21 protein-coding genes are annotated in these 24,374 nt (G+C 59.1%); 10 read left to right on the forward strand and 11 right to left on the reverse strand.

Annotated elements, in window-relative coordinates; translation table 11 throughout:
* Nucleotides 1–66: 66 nt before the first annotated feature.
* The 3 genes from QD357_RS28380 to QD357_RS28390 form a co-directional block, all read right to left on the reverse strand.
* Nucleotides 67–366, reverse strand: coding sequence for a PsiF family protein (locus QD357_RS28380; protein ID WP_414125529.1), 300 nt, complete (start codon nt 364–366; stop codon nt 67–69).
* Between the two features lie 137 nt (nt 367–503).
* Nucleotides 504–614, reverse strand: coding sequence for a helix-turn-helix domain-containing protein (locus tag QD357_RS28385; RefSeq protein ID WP_414125557.1), 111 nt, complete (start codon nt 612–614; stop codon nt 504–506).
* Nucleotides 574–876: a hypothetical protein gene (locus QD357_RS28390; protein WP_414125530.1), complete on the reverse strand. Its 303-nt coding sequence runs from the start codon at nt 874–876 to the stop codon at nt 574–576. The genes QD357_RS28385 and QD357_RS28390 overlap by 41 nt, the downstream gene beginning before the upstream one ends.
* 103 nt (nt 877–979) lie before the next feature.
* Between QD357_RS28390 and QD357_RS28395 the strand changes: the two genes are divergently transcribed.
* The 3 genes from QD357_RS28395 (at nt 980) to QD357_RS28405 (ending at nt 4,236) form a co-directional block, all read left to right on the forward strand.
* A complete protein-coding gene (locus tag QD357_RS28395; RefSeq protein WP_183938587.1) occupies nt 980–1,960 on the forward strand; it encodes an MBL fold metallo-hydrolase in 981 nt (326 codons plus the stop codon).
* 282 nt (nt 1,961–2,242) lie between these two features.
* Nucleotides 2,243–2,974 carry a response regulator gene (locus tag QD357_RS28400; RefSeq protein WP_183938588.1) on the forward strand — a complete coding sequence of 244 codons (732 nt, stop codon included), beginning with the start codon at nt 2,243–2,245 and terminating at the stop codon, nt 2,972–2,974.
* The gene (locus QD357_RS28405) at nt 2,971–4,236 is read left to right on the forward strand and encodes an ATP-binding protein (protein WP_414125531.1); all 1,266 of its coding nucleotides are present in this window, start codon (nt 2,971–2,973) and stop codon (nt 4,234–4,236) included. Before QD357_RS28400 ends, QD357_RS28405 begins: the two co-directional genes overlap by 4 nt.
* A 51-nt stretch (nt 4,237–4,287) precedes the next feature.
* On the opposite strand, the gene QD357_RS28410 is transcribed toward QD357_RS28405, so the two are convergent.
* From QD357_RS28410 to QD357_RS28430, 5 genes are all read right to left on the reverse strand, one after another.
* Entirely contained in the window at nt 4,288–4,728 is a 441-nt protein-coding gene (locus QD357_RS28410) for a hypothetical protein (RefSeq protein ID WP_414125532.1), read from the reverse strand.
* Between the two features lie 445 nt (nt 4,729–5,173).
* Nucleotides 5,174–7,135 carry a MacB family efflux pump subunit gene (locus QD357_RS28415; protein WP_414125533.1) on the reverse strand — a complete coding sequence of 654 codons (1,962 nt, stop codon included), beginning with the start codon at nt 7,133–7,135 and terminating at the stop codon, nt 5,174–5,176.
* A gap of 3 nt (nt 7,136–7,138) precedes the next feature.
* Nucleotides 7,139–8,461, reverse strand: a complete 1,323-nt coding sequence (locus tag QD357_RS28420; RefSeq protein ID WP_414125534.1) for an efflux RND transporter periplasmic adaptor subunit — start codon at nt 8,459–8,461, stop codon at nt 7,139–7,141.
* 4 nt (nt 8,462–8,465) lie between these two features.
* On the reverse strand, nt 8,466–9,980 hold the full coding sequence (locus QD357_RS28425; RefSeq protein WP_414125558.1) for an efflux transporter outer membrane subunit: 1,515 nt from the start codon (nt 9,978–9,980) through the stop codon (nt 8,466–8,468).
* A 219-nt stretch (nt 9,981–10,199) separates the two neighbouring features.
* Complete coding sequence (locus QD357_RS28430) at nt 10,200–10,535, reverse strand: hypothetical protein (protein ID WP_414125535.1); 336 nt, start codon at nt 10,533–10,535, stop codon at nt 10,200–10,202.
* Between the two features lie 700 nt (nt 10,536–11,235).
* Between QD357_RS28430 and QD357_RS28435 the strand changes: the two genes are divergently transcribed.
* Nucleotides 11,236–13,104, forward strand: a complete 1,869-nt coding sequence (locus tag QD357_RS28435) for a diguanylate cyclase (protein WP_183938594.1) — start codon at nt 11,236–11,238, stop codon at nt 13,102–13,104.
* A 294-nt stretch (nt 13,105–13,398) separates the two neighbouring features.
* Here QD357_RS28435 and QD357_RS28440 read toward each other — a convergent pair whose 3' ends face one another.
* From QD357_RS28440 to QD357_RS28450, 3 genes are all read right to left on the reverse strand, one after another.
* The gene (locus QD357_RS28440; RefSeq protein WP_183938595.1) at nt 13,399–14,739 is read right to left on the reverse strand and encodes an MFS transporter; all 1,341 of its coding nucleotides are present in this window, start codon (nt 14,737–14,739) and stop codon (nt 13,399–13,401) included.
* A 386-nt stretch (nt 14,740–15,125) separates the two neighbouring features.
* Nucleotides 15,126–16,310, reverse strand: coding sequence for a LysR family transcriptional regulator (locus QD357_RS28445; protein WP_414125536.1), 1,185 nt, complete (start codon nt 16,308–16,310; stop codon nt 15,126–15,128).
* Nucleotides 16,307–17,215, reverse strand: a complete 909-nt coding sequence (locus QD357_RS28450; RefSeq protein WP_414125537.1) for a DUF1932 domain-containing protein — start codon at nt 17,213–17,215, stop codon at nt 16,307–16,309. Before QD357_RS28450 ends, QD357_RS28445 begins: the two co-directional genes overlap by 4 nt.
* Nucleotides 17,216–17,378: 163 nt before the next feature.
* Here QD357_RS28450 and QD357_RS28455 point away from each other — a divergent pair, with 163 nt between their 5' ends.
* The 6 genes from QD357_RS28455 (at nt 17,379) to QD357_RS28480 (ending at nt 24,123) form a co-directional block, all read left to right on the forward strand.
* A complete protein-coding gene (locus tag QD357_RS28455; RefSeq protein WP_414125538.1) occupies nt 17,379–18,113 on the forward strand; it encodes a PIG-L deacetylase family protein in 735 nt (244 codons plus the stop codon).
* A gap of 24 nt (nt 18,114–18,137) precedes the next feature.
* Entirely contained in the window at nt 18,138–19,103 is a 966-nt protein-coding gene (locus QD357_RS28460) for a VOC family protein (protein WP_183938599.1), read from the forward strand.
* A complete protein-coding gene (locus tag QD357_RS28465; RefSeq protein ID WP_414125539.1) occupies nt 19,103–19,774 on the forward strand; it encodes a 4-carboxy-4-hydroxy-2-oxoadipate aldolase/oxaloacetate decarboxylase in 672 nt (223 codons plus the stop codon). Before QD357_RS28460 ends, QD357_RS28465 begins: the two co-directional genes overlap by 1 nt.
* A complete protein-coding gene (locus QD357_RS28470; protein ID WP_414125540.1) occupies nt 19,767–20,822 on the forward strand; it encodes a 4-oxalomesaconate tautomerase in 1,056 nt (351 codons plus the stop codon). The genes QD357_RS28465 and QD357_RS28470 overlap by 8 nt, the downstream gene beginning before the upstream one ends.
* 210 nt (nt 20,823–21,032) lie before the next feature.
* Nucleotides 21,033–21,962, forward strand: coding sequence for a substrate-binding domain-containing protein (locus tag QD357_RS28475; RefSeq protein WP_414125541.1), 930 nt, complete (start codon nt 21,033–21,035; stop codon nt 21,960–21,962).
* A gap of 16 nt (nt 21,963–21,978) precedes the next feature.
* Nucleotides 21,979–24,123 (forward strand): methyl-accepting chemotaxis protein, encoded by a 2,145-nt coding sequence (locus QD357_RS28480; RefSeq protein WP_414125542.1) that lies wholly within the window; start codon nt 21,979–21,981, stop codon nt 24,121–24,123.
* Nucleotides 24,124–24,374: the final 251 nt, after the last annotated feature.

Consider the following 24,374-nt stretch of genomic DNA (forward strand, 5'->3'; position numbering starts at 1 on the left):
CGATTGGCGTTTCTCAGAGCGTTTATCGATCCGGAAGGTTGCGCGGTGGATGCGATTGTGCGCCGGCTAGGAAAGTMAGTTCTTCTTCAATGCAGCAGCCTTGCACTCCTCGCGGAACTTCTTGCGATCCTTGCCGTGCAGACCCTTGGCGTCGGCATCAGCCGAACATTTTTTGGAAATGGTCTGCTTCTGCGCGTCGCCGGCAGCCGGTTTTGCCACCGTGGTCGCAGTGGCCGCCGGCTTCGTCGTTGCGGTTGCAGCCGGCTTGACGGTGGTGTCGGTGGTTGCGGCGGTCGAAGACGCTGCGAAAGCCGAACCGGAGAACGCCATCATGCCGGCGAGAGCGAGAGCATAGGTGATTTTCATGTATTGGCTCCGAAAGTTAGGGGGTGTCTCAGAGGACGCTTGTATTTGTGCATGCGTCCTCTGAACCCGAAATGAATAGGCCCAGTCGACCCGCAGCTGATTTTGGCCAACTCGAAAAACGGACAGTGAACGCACAATCAAATAGTTTCTGAAGACGCGTCCTGACCTTCCAAAGCGCGATAGATGGTCATCCTGGAAATTTTCAGATCACGAGCGACCGCCGCCTTGCTCGCGCCAGCAGCGATAATAGATGCAGTGGTTCCGGTAGAGCAGGCCGCGCAGGCCCTCCGAAATATGATCGCGGGGAGATCCGGTGAAGTCCACCTCGGCGATCCATGCGATCTTGGCGGTCAGGTCGGCTAAGAATTCCTGCGCATAGTGAGCGATGATCAGGATCGATAGCAAGCGACGATCGATGCCGGCAGGTTGGCTGTAATTGGTTGACTTGGCCGGACTTGGCGCGACCCGGTCGCGAATGACCCGACTCCGACATTGGAAGCTTGTTCCCATGTGGAGCACCGTTTCCGCTCGCTAATGTGGTAGACTCTATCCTCGGCCTGAGGACGCATGGCTCGGAAGAGGGTGTCGTGCGGCCGAACGAGGGAAACCGCCCATGCCCACTTTGCAGCCCGTGGATCGGTTGGAATTTCAGATCCTGATCGACAATCTGACCGATAGCTTGTCCACGGCCCCGTCGAATGTCACACTTGAGTGGACAGCACTTATGCGGGCGGGCATGCGACAATTGTCCGGCCGCTGCCAATGTTGTGCGAATCACGGCTTGGCAGTCGTCGTCAAAGCGTTTCGCGGCGAGGCGAGCCGCGTTGTTCTGTTCGATGCCGGTCCAGTGGAGTTCGCGGTCGAATACAATGGAACCCGGCTGGGCATCGACTTCGCCAGCATCAATGCTGTGGTGCTCTCGCACGGGCACTGGGACCACGCCGGCGGGCTGCCAATTGCGTTTGACCTCATCACCAAAGCAAACGGTGGCCGCGCGATTCCGTGCTATTTGCACCCCGGCATGTTTCGCCAGCGCGCCTTGCCGCTCACGGGCGGCGGATTACTTCCCATCCGCGAGATCCCCTCGCCGGACGATCTCGTTGCGAAGGGAGCCGTCCCGGTCGTCACGACAGAGGCGCAAGTCCTGCTCGACGATATGTTTCTAGTCAGCGGCGAGATTCCCCGCATGACGAGCTACGAGAAGGGGTTCCCAGGCCACAAGCGGCGGAGCGAGGACGGAAAATCTTGGGAAGATGATCCACTCATCATGGACGAGCGCTTTCTGGCCGTTCACGTGGGCGGCAAAGGCATTGTCGTGTTCACGGCCTGCTCGCACGCAGGTATCATCAACGTTCTCAAACATGCGCAATCCAGTTTCCCGGCAATCCCGCTCTATGCTGTTGCTGGCGGCTTCCACTTGGCGGGCGGCAACGAAAAGATCATTGCCGAATCCGTGCGCGACATCGGAACGTTCGGTCTTACCTTGATCGCGCCGGGCCATTGCACGGGTTGGCGGGCGGTGAATGCCCTCGCGAACGCCTATGGTGACAGCACCGTGGCACCCTTGGCCGTCGGAAAGATATTCGCAATCTGATGCGCGAGCATTCCAAACGTGAGGCCTCGACTTCAGCTCCTGGCCCTTCGCGTCATTCAGCTGCGCTGCAGAATTTGGCTGCTATCGGCGCATAGCGGGCTCTGGCAAACCGTCCGCCCGGCAGATTTATGGGTTCACGGCCCCGTCTTTTGCTCAACATTTCCGGCGCCAACATTTTTGTAAACCAATGTTTCCGGCGTGAGTTTTCGCTGGTTTCGCCTGCGAAAAACCTTCTTTTGGAGAGGAGTTGGTATAAAAGTCTGAAGAACTGGAATAATGGCTATGACTGTGACCGCCGCGTCCGACATCTTGATTGTCGATGACGACCACGAAATCCGCACGCTTCTGAGCCGCTATCTCGAGGAGCAGGGTTTTCGCGTCTCGACGGCAAGCGACCTTCGCGGCTGCAATGACGCGCTCAATCGGCGCACTCCGGATCTCCTCGTTTTGGACGTCATGCTGCCCGATGGATCGGGCCTTGATCTTTGCCGCGATCTGCGGAACCGCCGTCCCCGTGTCCCCATCATTCTCCTGACCGCTCTCAAGGAAGACATCGATCGGATCCTGGGGCTTGAGATCGGTGCAGACGACTATCTCGGCAAGCCGTTCAACCCGCGCGAGCTGGCAGCGCGCATTCGGGCGGTCCTGCGCCGGATCAATGAGGATACGTCTTCCGAGCCGGAGCAGCGCCGTTTTCATTTTGCCGAGATGACGCTCGATCCGCAGCTTCGTCGCGTGACGCGGGACAATGGTGAGGTTATTTCGCTGACCGGAGCCGAATTCGATCTACTCAAAGCCTTTATCGAGCGAGCCGGTCGGCTGCTGTCCCGAGACCAACTGCTCGACTTGACGCAGGGGCGTGATCGCGATCCGGCCGATCGCTCGATCGACGTGCTGATGAGCCGATTGCGTCGCAAGCTCGGGGAAACGGCCGAAGAGCCGGTGTTCAGGACGATCCGTAACGGCGGATATCAGCTCGTTGTCCCGGTAACGGCTGTCAAGGCCGATCCATGAAATCCCTGGGCGCCCGCCTGGCGCTTCTCTTGCTGACGGCCATTGTTCTGGTGGTTATCACGTCGTCTTTTGTGGCGAGCCTTGTGATGCGAGGGCCGCGGCCGGAAATTACCATGGAGCCGATGGCCCGCCAGCTATCCATACTCGCGAAATTTGCCGAGACAGACAGGGCTGCGGCGATCTCTGCCGGCGTGGTTATAGCTCCTGTCCCCGCGAGCGAGCCCCGCGATGATGGGCTTTCCGATTTTCTAAGGGAAAGTCTGCAGCGAACCGGCGACGTGCGGGAAGCCATCGTATCCCGCCACCCGAGAGGCGCCACGACTGCTTCGGTCAGGCTTCCGGATGGCAATTGGATGGTGATGCAGATCTCGGAACTCGGCCCGCCTCCAGGAGGATGGAAGATTCTTGCGGGATGGCTCGGCCTCATCATCACGGGAAGCGTGCTGGTTTCCATATTTGCCGCGTCAAAGATCATGAAGCCGCTTCGCCTGCTTGAACGGGCCTCGACTGAGATTGGTCCGGATGGGACGCTCCCGCATGTTCCGGAAACCGGTCCGGGTGAAATTCGCGTCACGGCACGGGCGCTCAACGAACTATCGGCAAGGGTGAAGGCTGCAACGGAGAGCCGGATGCGGCTGGTTGCGGCCGCCGGACATGATCTTAGAACACCCATGACGCGCATGCGATTGCGGGCTGAATTCATCAAGGATGATGAAGATCGGCAGAAATGGCTCGCCGATCTCGAAGAACTCGATACGATCGCCGACAGCGCCATCGGATTGGTGCGGGAAGAAATCTCCAGGGACAGCCTGCAGTGCATAAGGCTCGATACCATCGTCGCAGACATCGTGACGGAGCTGACGTCGATGGACATGGATATCAGAACCGGCGAGCTGCAGCCTGCGACAATTTCTGCGGGGCGTTTGGCGATTACCAGGGCTCTGCGCAACCTCTTGATCAACGCTGCCACGCATGGCCAATCGGCAATCGTGAGCGTCACGCATCCCGGCGATAAGGTTGTGGTCACAATTGTCGACACGGGGCCAGGCATTCCCGAAGACCGCTTGAGCCAGGTCTTCGAACCTTTCTTTCGGATCGATATCGCGCGGCAGCGGTCTTTCCCCGGAGCCGGGCTTGGAATGGCCATCGCCAAGGAAATCGTTTCCAGGTTCGAGGGAGAGATCACCGTGCGCAATCGGTATCCCAGGGGGCTGGAGCAAGTAGTGTCTTTCAAGAGCCGCGGCGATAAACTCGCCGGTTAAGAGCTGTCTTTATTCAACATCGGGCGACGGTTTCAGTGTGGGCGCCGATTGTCAAACATAGGCCGTCCGTTCCCCGAACGCGGTATCCCCATCGAAATTCGTTGACCCGATGCGATCACTTTCGCCCGAAAGCGATGATTGCTGCTTGCTCTTCGAGGAGGTCGATTGCCCGACCTGCGAGACAGATGCCGCGTTGGACTTGGTCGATTGACCGGTTGCGTCGGACTTGGCGGATTGACCGGATGCGCTGGATTGACTGTTTGAAGTGGATTGGCCATTGGCGGATTTTTCCAGCTTGGTCAGTTTTGCCTCCAGCGCGGCAAGTTCCTTTTGCAGCGTTTCAGCCTCGTCTGGATCTTTGGTATTGGCGAGCTCTGACTTCTTGGCTGCGATCTGTGCCTGGATCTTGGCGGCGTCATCAGAGGTTGAAGAGCTTGTGGATGTGGAGCTGATCAGGGATCCTGTTGAAGATGCGGAAATTGCGCTGATCATTTTACGTCCTGATTGTTGCTTCGTGATTTGTAAGACGGAGCATGGTGCGACCTGCGTTAAGTGAAGGTAAATAGTAAAATTAGTGATGCCGAATGTAATTTTGCCAATCTCGAATGTTGTACTTACGAAAATCATAAGAGATATAAATAAACGCCAGGGTATAGATAAATATATCGAAAGTTGTACTGGATAAATACAGGGATGTTCGGCTATATTAGAAATGTCCGGACAAGAAATTTCCCGAAAACGCCCCTTTTCGGCAATGTTCAGAAATAATTCCGGAGATAGTTGCTGTAAATTCGCATGCGGTCCTGAGCGCTCTGCTCTGGTCACCCGCGTGCCGGCTCCGTCAGACGCCCCCAACATGAATGGCGGAGCCGGTTCTTCTTTTCTCAAAAAAACAGATGGCTTGTCTTGTGGGATCGGACTTCTGATCAGCCCGCAATCAATCTCTTGAAAGGGCTGCCACGGGATCGAGTCTCGAGGCGTTGCGCGCCGGCAGGTAGCCGAAGGTGAGGCCTATCGCGCAGGAACAGGTAAATGCGAGCGCGATGGTGCTTCCCGAATAGACCATGGCGAAGTTTGACGCCAAGCCATTGAAGGCAAGGCCGAAGCTGAGCGCAAGGGTCACTCCAACCGCACCGCCCAGGAGGCAGACCAGCACGGCCTCGATCAGGAATTGCTGCAATATATCCTGACGACGGGCGCCGACGGCCATGCGAACGCCGATCTCGGCGATGCGTTCGGACACCGAGACGAGCATGATGTTCATGACGCCGATGCCGCCAACAAGCAGCGAGATGACGGCAATTGCCGAGACGAGCAAGGTCATCGTCCGCGTCGTGCTTGTGATCGTTTGCCGGATGTCATCCGTGTTGAGGGTAAAGAAATCCTTGGTGCCGTGACGGCGTTCCAGGAATTGCGTCACCGCGGCTTCGGCAGTCGAACTTTCGGTATCGTCATTGACGCGTACGGTGATGCTGCGCAGCGACATGTCGCCAAGGAACCGTGCCTGCACGCTGGTATAGGGAAGATAGATCGAGAGATTGTCGCTGGCTCCGAAACCACCCTGCTGAGAGGCGATGACGCCGATGACACGGATGGGCACTTTGCCGACGAACATCACCTGCCCGGTGGGATTGAGGCCCTTATCCGTAAACAGGGTTGTCGCCGTATTCTGATCGATCACCGCATCCTGCACCATCCGTCGCACGCCGTCGGCGTCGAACAGCCGGCCGGCGACAAGCTTCGAACCCTTCACCGAGAAATAGGCATCGCCAACGCCGTTGATCAGCGCGTTGGCCTCCGTCGCGCCGAACCGGACTGTGCTGCTGGTCGAAACGGTCGGCGTGACGGCACCGATATAGGTCAGTTTGGCCAAGGCATCGGCATCGGCAACCACCAAGGTCTTTATGCGTCCCGAACGGGTATCTCCGAAGCTCTTGCCAGGAAAAATCTCCAGCGTGTTGGTGCCGAGACTATTGATATTGGCCAGCACCTTGCGCTGCGATCCTTCCCCGAGCGCAACGACGCTGACGACCGAGGCGATACCGATGATAATGCCGAGCATGGTGAGGAAGGTGCGCAGCCGATGTGCTTTCAGGGCGAGGATCGCCATGAAAAAGGCCTCGCGCAGCCGGTTGCCCAGCGCACGCCAATCACCGCGGGAATCCGTCTTGGGCCCGGAGCGGTGATTGCGGGAATCCCGAGTGTTTTCGCCGGTTGAGCGCCTGTCGGCGACGATGCGGCCGTCGGAGATTTCGATGACGCGTTGCGCGCGGGCGGCGACCTTCATGTCATGGGTGACGATCACGATGGTATGGCCTTCGGCATGCAGCTCGGAGAGAATGCCGAGCACTTCCTCACCGCTTTGCTGATCAAGCGCGCCGGTCGGCTCGTCAGCGAGGATGACATTGCCATTGTTCATCAAGGCACGGGCGATGGAGACACGCTGCTGCTGGCCACCGGAAAGCTGACCCGGCTTGTGTCCGGTCCTGTCACCCATGCCAAGACGGTGGAGAAGTGCTGCGGCGCGGGCATGCCGTGCCTGGTTGGGCTGATCCGCATAGATTGCCGGAACCTCGACATTGCCAAGCGCGGTCAGTTCGGAGAGCAGATGATAACGCTGGAAAATAAAGCCGAAATGCTCTCGCCGCAGCCTTGAAAGCGCATCGCTGTTGAGCCGATGCGTCTCCGAGCCGCCGATCTCATAGGTGCCGGCGGTGGGGCGATCGAGCAGGCCTATGATGTTCATCAGCGTCGATTTGCCGGAACCGGAGGGGCCGACAATGGCGACCATCTCTCCCTCGGCAATCGATAGATCGATGTCCTTCAGCACCGCAATGATGTTGTCGCCGGACTGGTATTCCCGGCCGACGCCCTTCAGCTCTATGAGTGGGGCAGCCATCGCTCAGAACCCCATAGGCGGTGGCGGTCCGCCGCCCATGCTGCTTTTGGTGGTGGTCGTGCTCGCTTCGCCGATAACGACGCGTTCGCCTTCCGAAAGGCCCGATTGCACCTCGGCGGTGACATTGTTGTTGAGGCCGATGGTGATGTTTCTGGAAGCCTGTTTGCCGTCTGCGTCGACCACCTGCACACTATAGGAGCCGTCAGTATCCTTCGCGCCAAGTGCCGAGGACGGAATGATCAGCGCATGTTTGGCGGCGCCGAGCACGATATGGACCTCGGCCGACATATAGGTGCGGAAGCGGTTATTCTGGTTCGGCACGGCGAAGATGCCGTTGTAGTAGATCGCCGAAGACGATGAAGAAGAGGTCGTGCTGCTGCTGGATGAGGTCGTGCTGGAAGACGTGACGCTGCTGTCGCTGGTGATCGATTCCGGCGCCGGCTCGATCGATTGCAGCACGGCGTCATAGCGGGTGGAGGGATCGCCGAGGATGGTGAAATAGACCGGCTGGCTCACCTTGACCTTGACGATGTCGGCCTCCGATATCTCGGTGCGGACGATCATCGTATCGAGCTCGCCGAGAATGACGATCGTAGGAGCCGACTGGGCCGCATTGACGGTTTGGCCTTGCTGATTGACGATGGCAAGCACGGTCCCGTCCATCGGCGCGGTGATGCGCGTATAGGATAGATTGGCCTGTGCCGTCTCCACCGCAACCTCCGCAGCCATGATCTGTGCGTCGATCGCAGCGATCTGAGCGGTGATCTTCTCGACGCTGGCCTCCGCACTATCGAGATCGGCCTTGGAGCCGGCTTGATTGCTAAAAACGGTCTGCTGCCGCGTCAGCGTCAGTTGCGCATTGGCAAGATCGGCTTTGCTTTCCTCGCGCTGGGCTTTGACGTTGGCAAGCGAGGCCTGGGCTGTCCTCAGATCGTTGTTTTGTGTCGTGGAGTCGATCTMGGCGATCAGCTTATCCTTCTTGATCTCATCGCCAAGCTTGACGTTCAGCGCGGTGATCCGCCCGGAGACCTGCGCGCCGACGGCGACGAGCTTACTCGGTTTGAATGTGCCCGAGGCAAGCACGGCTTCTTCGACATCGCCCCGTGTTACCATGGCGGTGATGGCGGATGGGCTTTCCTGGGCAAAGAGACCGCCGCGAAGCAGCAAGGCACCGGTGCAGGCGAGCAGGGCTAACGCTGCCAAGGCTAGTACCGGACGCCTAAACCGCTTGTTTTTCGACGTGCCCAGCGGCCGCACACGCAGCACGGTTCCATCAGCCTGTTTCAGTTCGGTTCGTGCCCTCATCGGGTCTGGAAAGTTCAGCATGGAATTATCTGGCTGCGGTCAGGTGCGGACCACTGTCGGTGTCGACCACGGCGGGTTCGGAGGTATCGACCTCGCCCTCCCAACCTCCACCGAGGGCCTTGTTGAGGGCGACATAATCGGTTGCGATCGATGCCTGGCTCTCTATCAGTGCTTCTTCCGCACTGTAAAGTGACCGCTCGGCATCGAGCACATCAAGGAAATCGGTTACACCGGCTTGATTGAGCGTGCGGGACAGGTCCGTTGCCCGGCGATAGGAGACGGCCGAAGAACCGAGCTTGCCGTGTTTTAGCCGTTCCTGGGTCAGCGATACCACTGCATTTTCGACGTCTTCCATGGCAGAGAGAACGGCAGATTGGTAGGCGACGTAATATTGGTCGCGTTGCGCCTTGGCGACGTCGACCGCCGCCTTGAGCTGGCCGCCCTGAAAGATCGGCACGGTGAGCGACGGCCCAAACGACCAGCCGATGGTCGATTTCTTGCCGAGATCCGAAATGCTGGTCGCGGACGATGCGATATCGCCCGTGAGCGAGATCGATGGATAGCGATTGGCTTCCGCCTGGCCGATCTTCGCTGTGTATTGAGCGAGCTGCCGCTCGGCGAGGCGGACATCGGGCCGGGAGTTCAGGATATCGGCGGGAATGCCGGTCGAAACCGCGATCCTCGGATTTGGGATCGGGCCGCCCGTTTTCAACCGTTCCTCCAGCGCTGCCGGCGGCTTGCCGAGCAACACGCTCAATCGATGGACCGCCGTGGCATAGGAGATTTCATAGGTCGGGATGTCAGCTTCCGTGCTGCTTGCCAGCGCGTCGGCCTTGGCGGTATCGACGCCGGTGGCGCTTCCGGCCTTGTATTCGGCCTGTGTCAAAGCCGCGGTCTTGCGCTGCGAGACGGCGGTGCGCCGCGCAAGATCGCGCAGCGTCTGATATTCGCGGGCCTGAACATAGTAGGAAGCGACGTCGCCGACGAGGGTTAACATCGTATCGCGCAGCTCTTCCTCGGCAGAGTCGACACCATATTTCGCGGCCTCTGCGGCGCGCTTGTTGCCGCCGAAAAGATCGAGCTCCCAGCTTGCATCGAAGCCCGCCTGGTATTGCGAATAGACGGTCGCCTCGGAACTTGTATCGGAGGCCGCTGTCCTGGTCCGCGTAGCCGATGCCGTTCCTTCGGCAGAGGGCAGCAGCGCACCCTTCTGTTCACGGTAGCTGGCACGCGCTTCGCGGATCTTCGCCTTGGCCGAGGCGACATCGAGGTTCCCCGCGACCGCCTCCTCGATCAACAAATTGAGCGTCGGGTCCTTGAGCTGTTTCCACCACTGCGACAGTTCCGCAGGCTTGGCGGGTTGGCTCGAGGACTTGTTGCCCCAATGCGGCGGCATTGTAAGATCTGGCTTACGGTAATCTGGCCCGACCACGCAACTGGTCAATGTCGCGGAAAGCACGATAGAAGCGGCAATGCTCGGAAGCCGTTTGTGGGTATGCGAACATATTTGCAAAGTGGGTATCTCTGGTTTTCTGATCATCCGCACCAGTTTTCGCTGCGGCGCAGACATAAGCGCGAAGATATCCGTGAAGAGGTTGGTCCGGGGATGCCGGGCGGGGCGCCCCGGACCTTTCGGCCGTTTTACGGGCCACTCCATCCAACCGACAAGGATCGCACGAAACGCGTCCGGGGGGCCGGTCCTCGTCGGATGGAGAAGGAGGTAAAATGGATTATCCATAAAGGCGGAAAGCCTTGGTTTTTAATGGAACCCGTGAGGAGGGCCTGGATCGAGCGACCGTTCGGCATCCTCAAGCTTCTGAAGCTGATAAGCCGTCAGAACGGTGCGAAGCGCAGCCGCCTTGTCTTTCAGCACGCGAGCTTTGACGGCCTGGTTCAATACGTGATCGGCGATCTCTTCGCCGAACAATCCGGACGGTTTCCCTGCAGCGGTATCGGAACCTGACGGTTTCGTTTCCGGCGCTGAAAAAGGCCCTTGCGGCATAGGGTGCGGAACATCGAGAAAGTCCGCCAGTGCGGCGGTATAGTCCCTCCAGGCATCAAGCTGGGCGACATGGATGCCGATCATAGTTTCCATGGCCGACAGTCTGCTTGCGAGTTCCAATGTGGGATCCGGATGAGGAGGAAAATCGCCAGGCATCCCGTGTGGCGGCGGGGGGAGGGGCAAGCCGTTCCCGAACGCCATCCCATGGCTGCCAAACCGGGGATCGCGACCAAAACCGGGGCATTGCCCTGGCTTCATCCCCATCCCTACGGGCAGAGATTCCGTCCTCTCAGCGCCGGCGGGGGCCTGTTCGACGGCCGGGATTGGCAGCTGTTCGGCAAGAGCCGGAACGTTCATGCCGCTTATGGCCGTTGAGATTAAAGTTGCGACAATACGCAAATGCCTCATGATCAGTGCCCTTGAATCTGCTTCAATTCACTGACGCAAGGCTAGTCGGCTCATATAAACGGCATACGTCTCTACGTTTCCGAGTGTTTCTTCGCGCAAGATTGTTGCGAACGAAGTTTGCTATGACCTCCTTAGCAAAAATTCATTACAAAAATTGTCTTCTTTTTGTTTGTCCTGGCTTTGGCCCGGACGGAAGTGAGCGCTTGAGAAACGTCTGCGATTCGTCGCCTATGTCGCGCTCCTAACAGTGGTGGCGAAGATTCCTCAGAAGAGCCGCATTACCAGTGTCTTCACGAGAGGGTTAGAAGAGCTGGTACTGCTGCCGAGATTCAGACTTCATCAAAGAATCCAGGCTAACTTCTTTTAAAATTTTGGATAAGTGATCGTGGCTTGGCAAGTTTTGATCGGCAATGTTGCTGCCGTCTCACTCCTCATTTCAGTGTGGATGCACCTCCACTACCGACTCTATCGGCTCTCCGAGGTTCAAGCCAAAATCGCCTTTGGTTTGATGATGGGGCTGGGAGCGATCACTTCCATGGTGCTCTCCATCGAGATCGATAGCGGTTACTATCTCGATCTACGCTCGACCTTGCTCGCCGTATCGGCAGTCTATGGCGGTCCGTTGGCTATCCTGGTCACGGGCTCGCTTACGGTCATCTACAGAACTGCAATGGGGGGAGCAGGAGTTCAAACGGGCCTGATCTCGATCATCGTTGTGTCGCTCCTCGCGTCGTCGGTGCATTTTCTGCTCCGCCGGCAGCCGATGAACCTAAAAAGAATTGTGGCCACAGCATCCACTGTGCCCGTGGTCACCCTGGCGATGGGCCTTGCCTATGGCGGTGAAGACTTCCCGATCACACTCCTCAGCTTCACCATTATAGGGTTTGTTGCAACCCTGGTCGCGGCCTCGGTGATAACCTATTTCCACGCCTTCACGGTCGAGCGAGACATTCTGCGAGCCGCACTCACTCAAGCGCCCGACCTTTATTATGTCAAAGACCACAAGAGCCGTTTCGTGGTCGCCAACCTGAACATCGCCCGAAATCATGGCCGTACGAAATCGTCGGAGATGGTCGGTCTGACCGATTTCGATCTCTATCCTCGCGAAAGGGCTCAAGCTTTTTTTGATCGCGAGCAGGAGATCATGTCGACGGGAGATCCGATGGTGGATTTCGAGGAGCCCTACGTGATCGAGGGTGGCCGAGAGCGCTGGTTCCTGACATCAAAGGTCCCTTTGCGAGATCGCCACGGCCATCTGATCGGGCTTGCCGGCGTGACGCGTGATATCACCGACAAAAAGCGCCTGACGCAGGAAGCCGTCGACAGCAAGAATGTGCTTTCGCAGGCGATGGCCGAAATGTCGGATGGGCTTGCCATGTTCAGTCCGGACGGCAAGCTGGTGTTCTGCAACGATCAGTACCGTACTGCATTTCCTCGCTCCGGATATGCCAGGCAACCGGGTGCCCACATCTCGGATATTGTCCGGGCCGTGGTGCGCAATGCGGAAAGGATCGATGTCAGCCCGGATGTCAGCGAGGAGTGGATACAGGCTTCCGCCGCGCAGCTTTTCCTCACGCGAGACACGGAAATTCCTCTGTTTGACGGGCGTTGGCTCAGCCTGCGCACCCGCTTGGCGTCCGATGGATCCGCGCTGGTCGTCGTCTCKGACATCACCTCGATGAAGCATTCCGAGGAGCAATTGAAGCAGCTTGCTCAGAAGATGACAGGGCTTGCCTACACCGACGCGCTGACCGGCATCGCAAATCGACGGGTATTCGACGAAGTGATCTTGACGGAGTTTACCCGAGCACGGCGCAACGGTTCTCCTCTTAGTCTGCTGCTGATCGATATCGATCATTTCAAGAGCTACAACGACACCTACGGTCATCTTGAGGGAGATAAATGCCTCAAGGCTATCGGCGACGTGCTCCGTTCCGTGGTCATGCGAACGTCCGACCTCGCGGCTCGTTTCGGAGGCGAAGAATTTGCGATCGTTCTGCCTGGAACGGATAGAGACGGCGCCTTAGCCCTCGCCGAGCTTCTGCGCTCCGCACTGCATCAACTTGCAATACCCCACAGGGCAAGTAGCAAATCGATCGTGACGACCAGCATTGGAGTGGCGAACATGTTCGATGGATCGACATTCGCAAGTGCAGTCGAATTGGTGGAGGCTGCCGACCAGGCACTTTATGATGCCAAGACGAAAGGCCGGGATTGCATCGCGGCCGCCGGCGACCAGGCAACGGCCGCGTAGTCAAAGGCTAAATTTGCCGTCAGGTCCGGTTCTCGGGAACAAAGGACGCGATCAAATGTTCGATGCGCGGTGAGCGACTCCCTTGGCTCGCCAACGCGCCGTTTCCCAGAGCGGCCATCAGAAGACTGTTTACGGAACGCTTCCGGTGTCAACGCAGCCTTCTATAAAACGCGGCAGGGAACTCGCCATGCGCCCTTCCCACTGTTCCCTGCCGTGTCTGACATCATCTTTTGAATAATATGGCTGTTCGCCGGCCCGAAAATTAAGGCTGCGTTGGTCGGGCCGGCAAGCGTTTCATCGAGTGGCTTCCTGTGTCCGCGGGGCGGCATGGAGTTCGTTCATGAGAATGGCGGCGGCCCCGATTGCCGCCGGAACGGCAAGCGCGCAGAAGATGCCACGGAAGTCCCAGCCAAAGCCGAGCAATACACCGCCGATCGAGGAACCCAGAATGCTGCCCAGCCGGCCGACGCCCAGCATCCAGCTCACGCCGGTCGCGCGGGCAAAGGTGGGATAGCGGCCGGGGGCGTAGGCGTTGAGACCGGTTTGGCCGCCGCTCATGAAGAAGCCGACGATGCCGACGATCAGCGCGAGGGCTGCGGAGGTCAGGCCGGTGAATGCGAGCGCGATCAGAGCTATCGCGCCGAGCAGATAGGACAGCGAGATCGCGCTCTTCGATCCCACGCGGTGCATCGCAAAGCCCACGACAACCGCGCCGATCGTGCCGCCGAGCTGGAACATGGCGGTCACATTGGCTGCGGTTTCGATCGGCATTCCGGCATCCTTGATCATGGTCGGCAGCCAGCTTGTCGTCAGATAGATGACCAGCAGACCCATGAAGTAGCACATCCAGAGCGACAGCGTGCGTATGATGAACGTGGGTGTGAAGAGGAGCGCAACCGGCTGTGACGCGGTCACCGGTTCGTCTTCCAGCGTAAATTCGGATACGGCTCTCAGATCCTGACCAGTCACGCCGGCGAGCTGATGTCGGATGCGATCGGTCGGAGCCCCGCGGACGACCATGAAACGGGCCGATTCCGGCAGCGCGAAAAACAAGATCACGGAAAGCGCGAGCGGCACGATGCCGCCGAACACCAGCACCGAATGCCAGCCGAACTTCGGAAGCAGATATGCGGCGACAAAGCCGATGATCGCCGAGCCGAAGTTGAAGCCGGTGAACATGATCGCCAGAAGAACGGAGCGCTTCTGCTCGGGCACATATTCAGACAAAAGCGTTGTCGTGTTGGGCATCGCCGCGCCGAGGCCGAGGCCCGTCAGGAAACGCAGCACGGCCATCTCCATGGGGCTTTGAGCAAGCGCGGTAAGCAGGCTTAAGACACCGAAGGCGAAGACTGAGCCGAGCAGGACCCGGCGCCGACCGAACCAATCGGAAGACGAGCCTGCAAAGATCGCGCCGATGGCTAGGCCAACCGGCGCCGCGGCCATTACCAGACCGAAGGCAGGCTTGGATATACCCCAGTCACCCGTGATAGCGGGAGCGAGAAAGCCCATAATGGCGACGTCCATGCCGTCGCAGAAGACGATGAGGAAGCACAGGACAGTCAATGTCCATTGCATTCGCGACATCGGGCGGCTGTTGATGTAAGACCTGATCTCCAGGACGGTTGGCTGTGTCATGTGCTCCTCCGACATGATTGTTGCGCGTGTCCGCAGGAGGCTTGATGCTGAGCGTTCCGGATTCCCCATGCGTCGGTCCGCTCGAGGAAAATAGCTTTGCGAAAGCACTTGATCGACGCTCGCCGCCAACCTCCTCCACCCCTGCGCTTCGTTGACGGGCCAAGCAGTACGCGTCTTGCACCACAACCTCCAATCCAATCAGAGGTGCGCGGCATAAGGAGCGGCTATAGGGCGCCTGCCTCGCAAGCGGCTCGCAATATTGTGCTGCAGCTTGAGGACCAAAGGGATGGTCTGGCCTTCCGAGAGGCCGTGGTCATGCGGCGCCGGCATCACACGGCGCACATGCTGTGTTCGCATCCGTTCGAGGAGGAAGTCTTAAGGGAAGGCTATAGACGGCGACTTTGGGTGGCTTTTGCTTCCGCGCGGATATCGTCGAGAAAATCTGCTTGAGCGGCTGTCGGCAGCCACCCCTTGCGTTTCGTGATGCCGATCGGCCGTTCGGTATGGCCTAGATCGAATGGCAGGGACGTCATTAGGCCGCGCTCGATTTCCGCCGCCGCCTGGCCGCCCGAAACGAAACCGAGATGGTCGCTCTGGTCGAGCAGTTCGCGCATCAGGATCAGCGAGCTGGATTCGACCACGCTTTTCGGTCCCTGAGATTGCCCTTGGAATAAGGCGTCGAAGTGGGTTCTGATTGGAGTGCCGGTCGTTGCGACCACCCAGGGATAGGAGGCCAGATCATCTATGCATATCGGGGATTTCCCGACGAGCGGATGGTGCTTGCCGGCGACGATCACGACGATGTCATTGAACAGCGTTTCCTGCTCGACGTCGTCGATGGGAAGCGGATTGCGCATCGCTCCGATCAGGAAATCGATCTCTCCGCGCCTCATGCCGCCGAGCAGTTCGGCATAGACACCCTCGACAACCTTGATCGGCAGCTTCGGCCGCTTCTTGCGAAACCGGGCGATGGCCGACGGCAGGATGAACGAGCGCGACAGAGGCATGCCGCCCACGATGATCAGTCCAKCCTCCTGCGCGCGGGCTTCGGCAAGGTCCGCCTCTGCCTGATGCAGTTCGGCGAGGGCGAGGCGGGTCGCCTGCGCCAGGTTCTGCGCCAGGCGCGTCGCAACCGTCCCGTAGGACGTTCTCTCGAATAAGGGACGCGCGGCCTCCTTTTCAAGTTGGCTGACGGCGCGATGTACGGTCGGCTGCGCCACCCCGAGCCGCCGCGCCGCAAGCGTGAAATTCTCCAGCTCCCTGACGGCGACCAGGGCTTCCAGTTGCGCCGACGTGGCGGTGACCTTGAGCCGGGGCGCAAGCTCCGCCAGCGCCGGATCAAGATAGGAGAAGGCGCGCCTCACGCGCAGAACCAGGAGCTTACCCTCATCGTTGACGAAGAGGCCATGCGGCGAACGCGAGAACAAGGCATATCCGAGCGTCTTTTCGATCTTTGATATGGCCTGCGTGACCGCCGGCTGGGATACGTGGCAAATCTCGGCGGCGCGCGTGACGGAGCCCGTTTCCACGACGGCCAGAAAAACGCGTAGGTGCCGCAGATTTTGCCTCATCGGATCGCCGTGGCTCCCTTGTCCCTTTCCTTATCCATCCGTTCGAGGATGCTGTCGGCGCGGCTTCCCAGGTCATCGATATCCGCCGGCACGGAGAGCGCGGCAATCTCGTCCTGCCAGTCGGCGATGGCTGCCGACATTCTGTCCGGAAGTCCGAGATCGCGGACAGTGGCAGCGACCTCCCGCATCTCGGCCGCCCGACGCGCGCCATGCACCATCATCCGTTCGAGGTTGTAGGACGAGCGCTTGGCCCAATCTATCCCCGGGTCGGAGGCCTGCAGAGAGGCGATGACGGCATTCTCCACCCCGACGCGGCGAGCGGCGAGCATCGATTCCGCCGTCAGGGCCTCCATGCCCTTGATGATGACGGAACGCAGCATCTTGATCGATGATGCTTGCCCCACTTTCTCGCCTGCGGATTTCGGCTTCATACCGAGATGTTCAAGCGTCTCGATGGCGGCTTCGGCATGGGGACCGGAAACCAAAAGAGGCGTGAGATGGCGTGCCGGATGCACGGGCGACATGACGGCGATGTCGACATAACGGCCGCCTGCCGCTTCGATCGCCTCGGCTGCGATAATTTTGGCGGATGGAGAGCAGGAATTGCAGTCGAAATAGAGCGCACCGGCTTCCAGCCAGCTAGCGGCGTTCCTTGCTGCTGGCAAAGCCTGATCGGCCGTGACGACGCTGAAGATGAGCCCAGCGCCGGAGAGGGCTTGCCGGGCCTCATCGGCATGCCGGACATCGAATTCATCGCATGCTGCGACGATTTGGCTGGCACTGCGCGGGTCGGCGATCTTGATGTCATAGGCGAAAAAGACGGCGCCGTCAGGTCGTGTCCAGCCCGATGCAAATGCGCGTGCTGCTTCGCCGAATCCGATCATGCCAATCTTTAAGTGGTTCATCGTCCGCGATCCCCAGACCCTTCAATGAAGCTATGCTCGCTTTAGACCGAGACCGGTCGCGTCGCCACTCATTATAGCCAAAACTTATGGGCAAGGCGTCGAAAGAAAATTGGCAAGCCGGCCGTTCGGAGCGACATACGGTTTCGAAAAACAGGAGGCTTCCATGTCCGACAAGAAAACCGCGTTGGTGATCAGCGCCCACGCCGCAGATTTCGTCTGGCGCTGCGGGGGTGCGATCGCGCTGCATGCCGACAAAGGTTATGACGTGACCGTCGTCTGCTTGTCCTTCGGCGAGCGAGGCGAGTCCGCCAAGCTATGGAAACAGAAGGACATGACGCTCGACCGCGTAAAGGCCGCGCGGCGTGCCGAATCTGAAAAGGCTGCCCAGGCGCTCGGCGTCCATGACCTGATCTGCTTCGATCTCGGCGACTATCCGCTACGCATGACAGATGACGACAAGTATCGCCTCGTCGAGGTGATCCGCAAGGTGCAACCCTCCTTCATGCTGAGCCACTCGCAATACGATCCCTATAATACCGACCATATGTATGCCACGCAGGTCGCGCTCGAAACCCGCATGATCGCACAGGCCTGGGGCCACAATCCCGGCGAAAACGTCCTCGGTGCGCCACAGCTTTACCTGTTCGAGCCGCATCAGACGGAGCAGATGGGCTGGAAACCGGACGTGTTCCTCGACATCACCTCCGTATGGGATAAGAAGCGGGCCGCCATCGAATGCATGGACGGGCAGGAGCATCTCTGGGAGTTTTATACCCGCGTCGCCCAGAACCGCGCCAACCACTTCCAACGCAATTCCGGCGGCCAATCCGGCGGCCGTGCGGCCCAATATGCGGAAGGCTTTCAGTCGATTTTCCCGCGTACGGTCGACGAGCTTTGATGACGCTCTCGGGAGGAGCTTAAAATGGAACCATGTTTCGATATCGCTCACCTCGCTCATGTCGAGATGTTCACCGACAAATATGACGAGAGCCTCGATTTCTTCGTCAATGTCTATGGATTGACCTTGGCGGGCGAGGACGAAAGCTCCGCTTATTTGCGAGGCTGGGACGACTACGAGTTCCATACCCTGAAATTGACGCGCCATGAGACGACCGGCATCGGCCACGTGGCCTACAGGGTTTCTTCGCCCGAAGCGCTTGAGCGGCGCGTCAAGGCGATCGAGGCGAGCGGTTACGATGTGCTCGGCTGGGTCGACGGCGATATGGGCCATGGCAAGGCGTTCCGATTCCGGGATCCTTTCGGCCATATCTTCGAAATTTATTGGGAGACGGTTCGCTACGATCCGCCGCCGGAAGAGAGGCCGAAGCTCAAGAATCTCGCCCAGCGCTATCATGCGCGGGGCTGCCATCCGCGCCGGCTCGATCACCTGAACCTGCTCGCAGCCGACGTATCCGAGTTCCGCAGGTTCATGCATACCTGTCTCGGATCGCGCGTGACCGAAATGATCCAGCTCGACAATGGCCGCCTCGGCGGATGCTGGTTCACGGTCAACAACAAGACCTATGACCTTGCCTGCACAGAAGAACACGGCGGCGGCGATGGGCGCCTTCACCATGTAACTTATGCGACCGACACGCGGGAGGAAATCCTGCGTGCGGCCGACATTTTCCTCGAAAACGGCATCCACATCGAGACAGGGCCGCATAAGCACGCAATTCAGGGGACTTTCTTCCTCTATGTCTGGGAGCCTGCCGGCAATCGTGTCGAGCTTGCCAATTCGGGTGCACGGCTGATCCTCGCACCCGACTGGCACCCCATCGTCTGGACCGAGACGGAACGAAAAAAGGGCCAGGCCTGGGGTCTGAAGACAATCGAAACCTTCCATACGCACGGGACACCGCCCGTAAAGAAGCAGGGAGACCATTGATGGGAGTCGTCGTTCAGAACATTTCGCGCGCTGAACCTGACCTGATCGAAAGGCTTGCCAAGGCGGGCGTCGCAACCGTTCACGAGGCGCAGGGCCGCAAGGGAATGCTGGCGAGCTATATGCGGCCGATCTATTCCGGCACGCAGGTCGCCGGATCGGCAGTGACGATTTCAGCACCGCCCGGCGATAACTGGATGGTTCATGTGGCAATCGAGCAGCTCCGGAAAGGGGACATTCTCGTTCTTGCGCCGACATCGCCTTGCGACAACGGTTATTTCGGCGACCTGCTCGCGACATCGGCCATGGCGCGCGGCTGCTGCGGCCTCGTCATCGACGCCGGCGTTCGTGATGTGCKGGACCTGACGCAGATGGGTTTTCCCGTCTGGTCAAAGGCGGTCTCCGCACAGGGCACCGTCAAGGAAACCCTCGGCTCGGTGAATGTCCCTGTCGTCTGCGCCGGCGCCCATATCGAGGCCGGAGATATCATCGTTGCCGATGACGACGGCGTCTGCGTCGTCAAGCGGGCCGAAGCGGCCGATGTGCTGGCCGCGGCGGAGAAGCGGCTTGCCAACGAAGAAGCCAAACGCAGACGTTTGGCATCCGGGGAATTGGGCCTCGATATCTACGGCATGCGCGAGGCGTTGGCGGCAAAGGGGCTCAAATATGTATGAGGAGGGCATCCCCTGTCTGTGGATGCGAGGCGGCACGTCGAAGGGCGCCTATTTCCTGACCGAGCATTTGCCGAGCGATAAGGTGGAACGCGATGATCTGCTGCTGAGGATCATGGGTTCGCCCGATCCGCGCCAGATAGACGGTATCGGCGGGGCGGACCCGCTGACGTCAAAGGTCGCCGTGCTTTCTGCCTCCACACGCCAAGACGCGGACGTGGACTACCTGTTCCTGCAGGTCTTCGTTGACCAGGCATTGGTGAGCGATGCGCAGGGATGCGGCAACATTCTGGCCGGTGTCGGCCCCGCCGCCATAGAGCGCGGTCTGGTGAAGCCGACTGGAGACCTCACCGAAGTTCGCATCCATATGCTCAACTCGGGCGAGGTCGCGGTCGCCAAGGTCGAGACGCCGAACGGGCGGGTGAGCTATACGGGTGAGGCCTCGATCGCCGGCGTGCCGGGCACGAATGCCGCCGTTCCGCTGCTATTCACGAACATTGCCGGAACAATGTGCGGCGCACTGCTGCCGACTGATAACGAGGTCGATATCATCGATGGCGTCGAGGCGACCCTTATCGACAACGGCATGCCCTGCGTGATCATGCGGGCGTCGGACTTCGGCCTGACCGGCAAGGAAATTCGCGAGGACCTCGAGGCGAATGCCGCGGTCAAAACGCGGATCGAGGCCATCCGCATCAAGAGCGGACCGATGATGCAACTCGGCGAGGTCACGACCGCATCCGTTCCGAAAATGATCCTTATTTCTTCGCCTGCAAATGGTGGAGCGATCTCCACGCGCAGCTTCATTCCACACCGCGTCCATGCGTCCATCGGCGTTCTCGCGGCGGTGACGGTCGCAACAGCCACGCGCCTGAAGAATAGCCCAGCAGGAAAGCTGGTAAACGCGCCTTCAGACGGCCGCTACGAAATCGAGCATCCGACGGGAAGCATGGAAGTGTTCCTGGATCTGGACAGCCAGGGAGAGATAAAGGGAGCGGGCACGATCCGTACTGCCCGAAAGCTGTTCGATGGCAGGGTTTTCCCACGCTGAAGGCATTCAAGTGGGCGAGTTATATGCTGTCTTTTTTGTAAAGAGATATTATTTAGCGATAACGAAATAAAGAAATCTCTTACATGGAGATATATTCAAGAAGCCACGCATGTGCGTAAAGATATGCTTAAGGGCATTGGTTATCATAAAGTAAAATTTAACTAAAATCTCATTATAAGTCCTCAGTTCGGTGAACGCCTGGGGTCAATAATGAGAAAAACCTTACTTGCTGCTTTCGTGATGGCGATGTGCGCCTCCACTGCGAGCGCACAAACGATCGGTGTATTAATGTCCGATCTGGATAAATTCCGGGCGATGGTGCTGAACGGCGTCCTTTCGCATGGAAAAACGATTTCCGGCCTGAAGCTGGTCCAGCAAAATGCCAAGGGCGACACCGAGCTTCAGAAGAAACAGCTCCAACAGATGATCGCCGACAAGGTCGACGCCATCATCATTGCAGTCTCCGACGGCGACCTCGGACCGCAGATGACCAAGCTTGCGGCGGATGCCCATATTCCGCTGGTCTACATCAATAACGTTCCCTCCAACCTCTCCGACTTGCCGGAAAACCAGGTTGTTGTCGCGTCCGACGAAGCGGAATCGGGAACCTTGGAAACCAAGCAGGTCTGCTCTCTCTTGCAGGGTAAGGGACGTGTCGTGGTGCTGATGGGCGAACCCTTCCACCAAGCCGCCCGCGCCCGCACTCAGGATATCGACAACGTCATTGCCACGCCCGAATGCAAAGGCCTGCAGGTCGTCGAGCGACAAGCCGCCTATTGGTCGCGGGATTATGCCGATCAGCAGATGCAGGAATGGCTAACGGCCGGGGTGAAGTTCGACGCGGTTATCGCCAATAACGACGAGATGGCGCTGGGTGCAATCCGGGCCATGAAGCGTAATGGCATGTCGATGAAAGACGTCGTTGTCGCCGGCGTCKATGCAACCGACGACGCGCTCGCGGCAATGGAGGCCGGCGATCTCGATGTGACCATTCTTCAGAGCGCGGTCGGACAGGGCGCGACGGCAGTCGATGCGGCAATCAAGCTCATCAATGGCCAGCAAGTGCCGCGCGTCAACAACGTGCCGTTCGAACTCGTCACGCCCCAGAATATCGCCCAATACCTGCCGAAGAGCCAGTGAGCAAAAGAGGATTATGATGTTGCGCTTTTGGAATAAACTCGGCATCCGCGCACAGATTACGGCCGGTTTCCTGCCGCTGATCCTGCTCATGAGCTTGCTGTCGGTCAACGCGATTTCCGGTATGGGCGGACTTTCGTCCATCTTCTCCTCTTATCGCGGTACCGCGGGCCAGAGCCTTGCCATTTCCGACCACAGCAACCAGCTCCACGAAATCCAGATGTCGGTGGAAGCTTTCAGATCCAACCCGACACAGGAAATCGTCGACCGTTTCCGTGCAGGGGTTCAGGCATTTGCCGCCGAGGACCAACGCTTTGCCGGCAACAGTTCTCTGGAGACGGGCATGGCGACCATCCGTCAGGATGTTGACGCCTATGGCAAGGCTTTCGAGCAGGTCGTAACCCTCCACGCCCGGCGCGAGGCTCTGATCGCCAAGGTCACAGAGTTCGGTCCTTGGACCAGCATTGCGCTCAATGACGTGATGCGCAGTGCATGGAGGCAGAACGATGTGACGCTGCTGCATATGACCGGGGCAACACTCGAAGCCTTGAACCGCAGCCTCTATTTCTCCGAGCGTTTTATCCACTCCGGTGATTTGGCATCCTACGATACCGCACAGGCGGCGCTGAACGATGCCATGGCCTTGAACGACGCGGCCGCCAAAGCTGCAAAGGATGAATTGCAGCACAAACGTATTCTCGGTGCCGGTCGGCTCATGCAGAACTACACAGGCCGCCTTGGCGACGTGAGAGACGTGATGCTGGCGACCAACAAGATCCGCGATAGCGAACTTAATGTTCTGGCGCCGAAAATCGCCACTGGCTTCCAAGATCTGCAGGCGACGGTCATGGATGCACAGAAGGCTCTCGACGGTTCGGTCGATACGACGGTTGCGTCCGCGACCCGCTCGACGCTGGTGATCAGCGGACTTCTGATCGTGATCGGTCTCGTGCTTGCCTATTTCATCGGTCAGTTGATTTCCTCTGCTGTCCGAAGAATGGCACGGACAATGGAGCGCCTTGCCCGCGGTGACGACACGATGGCGATCGACGGCACCGAACATCGTCACGAGCTCGGCGCCATGGCACGTTCGCTGAAGGTCTTCCAGGAGACGGGACACGCCAAGATCATCGCAGAGGCCAATGCCGAGCGCGCTCGCCTTGCCGCCGAGGAAGAGCGCTTGCGCCAGGAAGCAGAGCGACTTTCCGATGCCCAGATCATGGAACACGCCTTCCAGCAGATTTCCCGTGGTCTCGATGCGCTCGCAAAGGGTGACCTTACCGTGCGTGTCGGTGAGGTTGACGGCCGCTACATCCGCATTCGGGATCATTTCAACAGCGCGGTTTCCAGCCTGGAAGAGGCCATGKGCTCCGTCATCCGTGCCGTCGGCACGATCAGATCCGGCCTCACGGAAATCTCCTCCGCATCCCACGATCTTGCCCGTCGTACCGAACAGCAAGCCACTTCGCTCGAGGAAACGGTCGCAGCGCTCGGCGATGTCACGCGGGGTGTCAACGGCACGGCGGAAGGAGCAAGTCATGCTCAGAGCGCCGTGGCGACCGCACGCGCCACTGCGGAGAATGGCGGCGCGATTGTCTCCCGCGCGATTGCCGCGATGACGGAGATTCAAAATTCTTCGTCCAAGATCGGCAACATCATCGGCGTTATCGACGAAATCGCCTTCCAGACCAACCTGCTCGCCCTCAACGCCGGCGTGGAAGCGGCGCGCGCGGGAGAGGCAGGCAAGGGCTTTGCCGTCGTCGCCCAGGAGGTGCGTGAACTCGCACAGCGCTCTGCGAGTGCCGCCAGGGAAATCAAGGAGCTGATCTCCACCTCCTCCGCCMAAGTTACGACCGGTGTGCAGCTTGTCGGCGAATCCGGCATTTCGCTCGAACAAATTGTCGAGCAGGTCATCGCCATGAGTTCGACTGTTGCCCAGATCGCCGTTGCGGCTCGTGAACAGGCAGCAAGCCTGCGAGAAGTCTCGGCTGCCGGCGACCAAATGGACAAGGTGACCCAGCAAAATGCCGCCATGGTGGAAGAAACCACGGCAGCCGCCCAGAGCTTGACCCAGGAAACCGAGAACCTCGCCGATCTGGTACAACGGTTCAGAACGCGGCATGCGGCGCAATCTGCGCATCGCCACTATGCGATGGCGTCTTAAGTGCCTGGGCGATATAGCCTGTGAAATGTCTGAGCCCGCCGCGCGATAAGCAAGGCGGGCTCAAGCTCCGGTGACCCGCGTGAACACCTGAGCTGCGGCCTTGGAGACCGCACTAATAAATGAATGACGAGGAGCTATGTTCCCGCGATAGGCCCCGTGGGCGGCATGATCGCCGTTATCCCGCCTGATCCTTGCGCGGGAAACCGCGCCTACTTCAAAGGGCTCGCATAGAGGCCATGCAAATGCGCGTT

The organism is Rhizobium sp. BR 317 (assembly GCF_047445835.1).
Lineage (GTDB): Bacteria > Pseudomonadota > Alphaproteobacteria > Rhizobiales > Rhizobiaceae > Rhizobium > Rhizobium paranaense.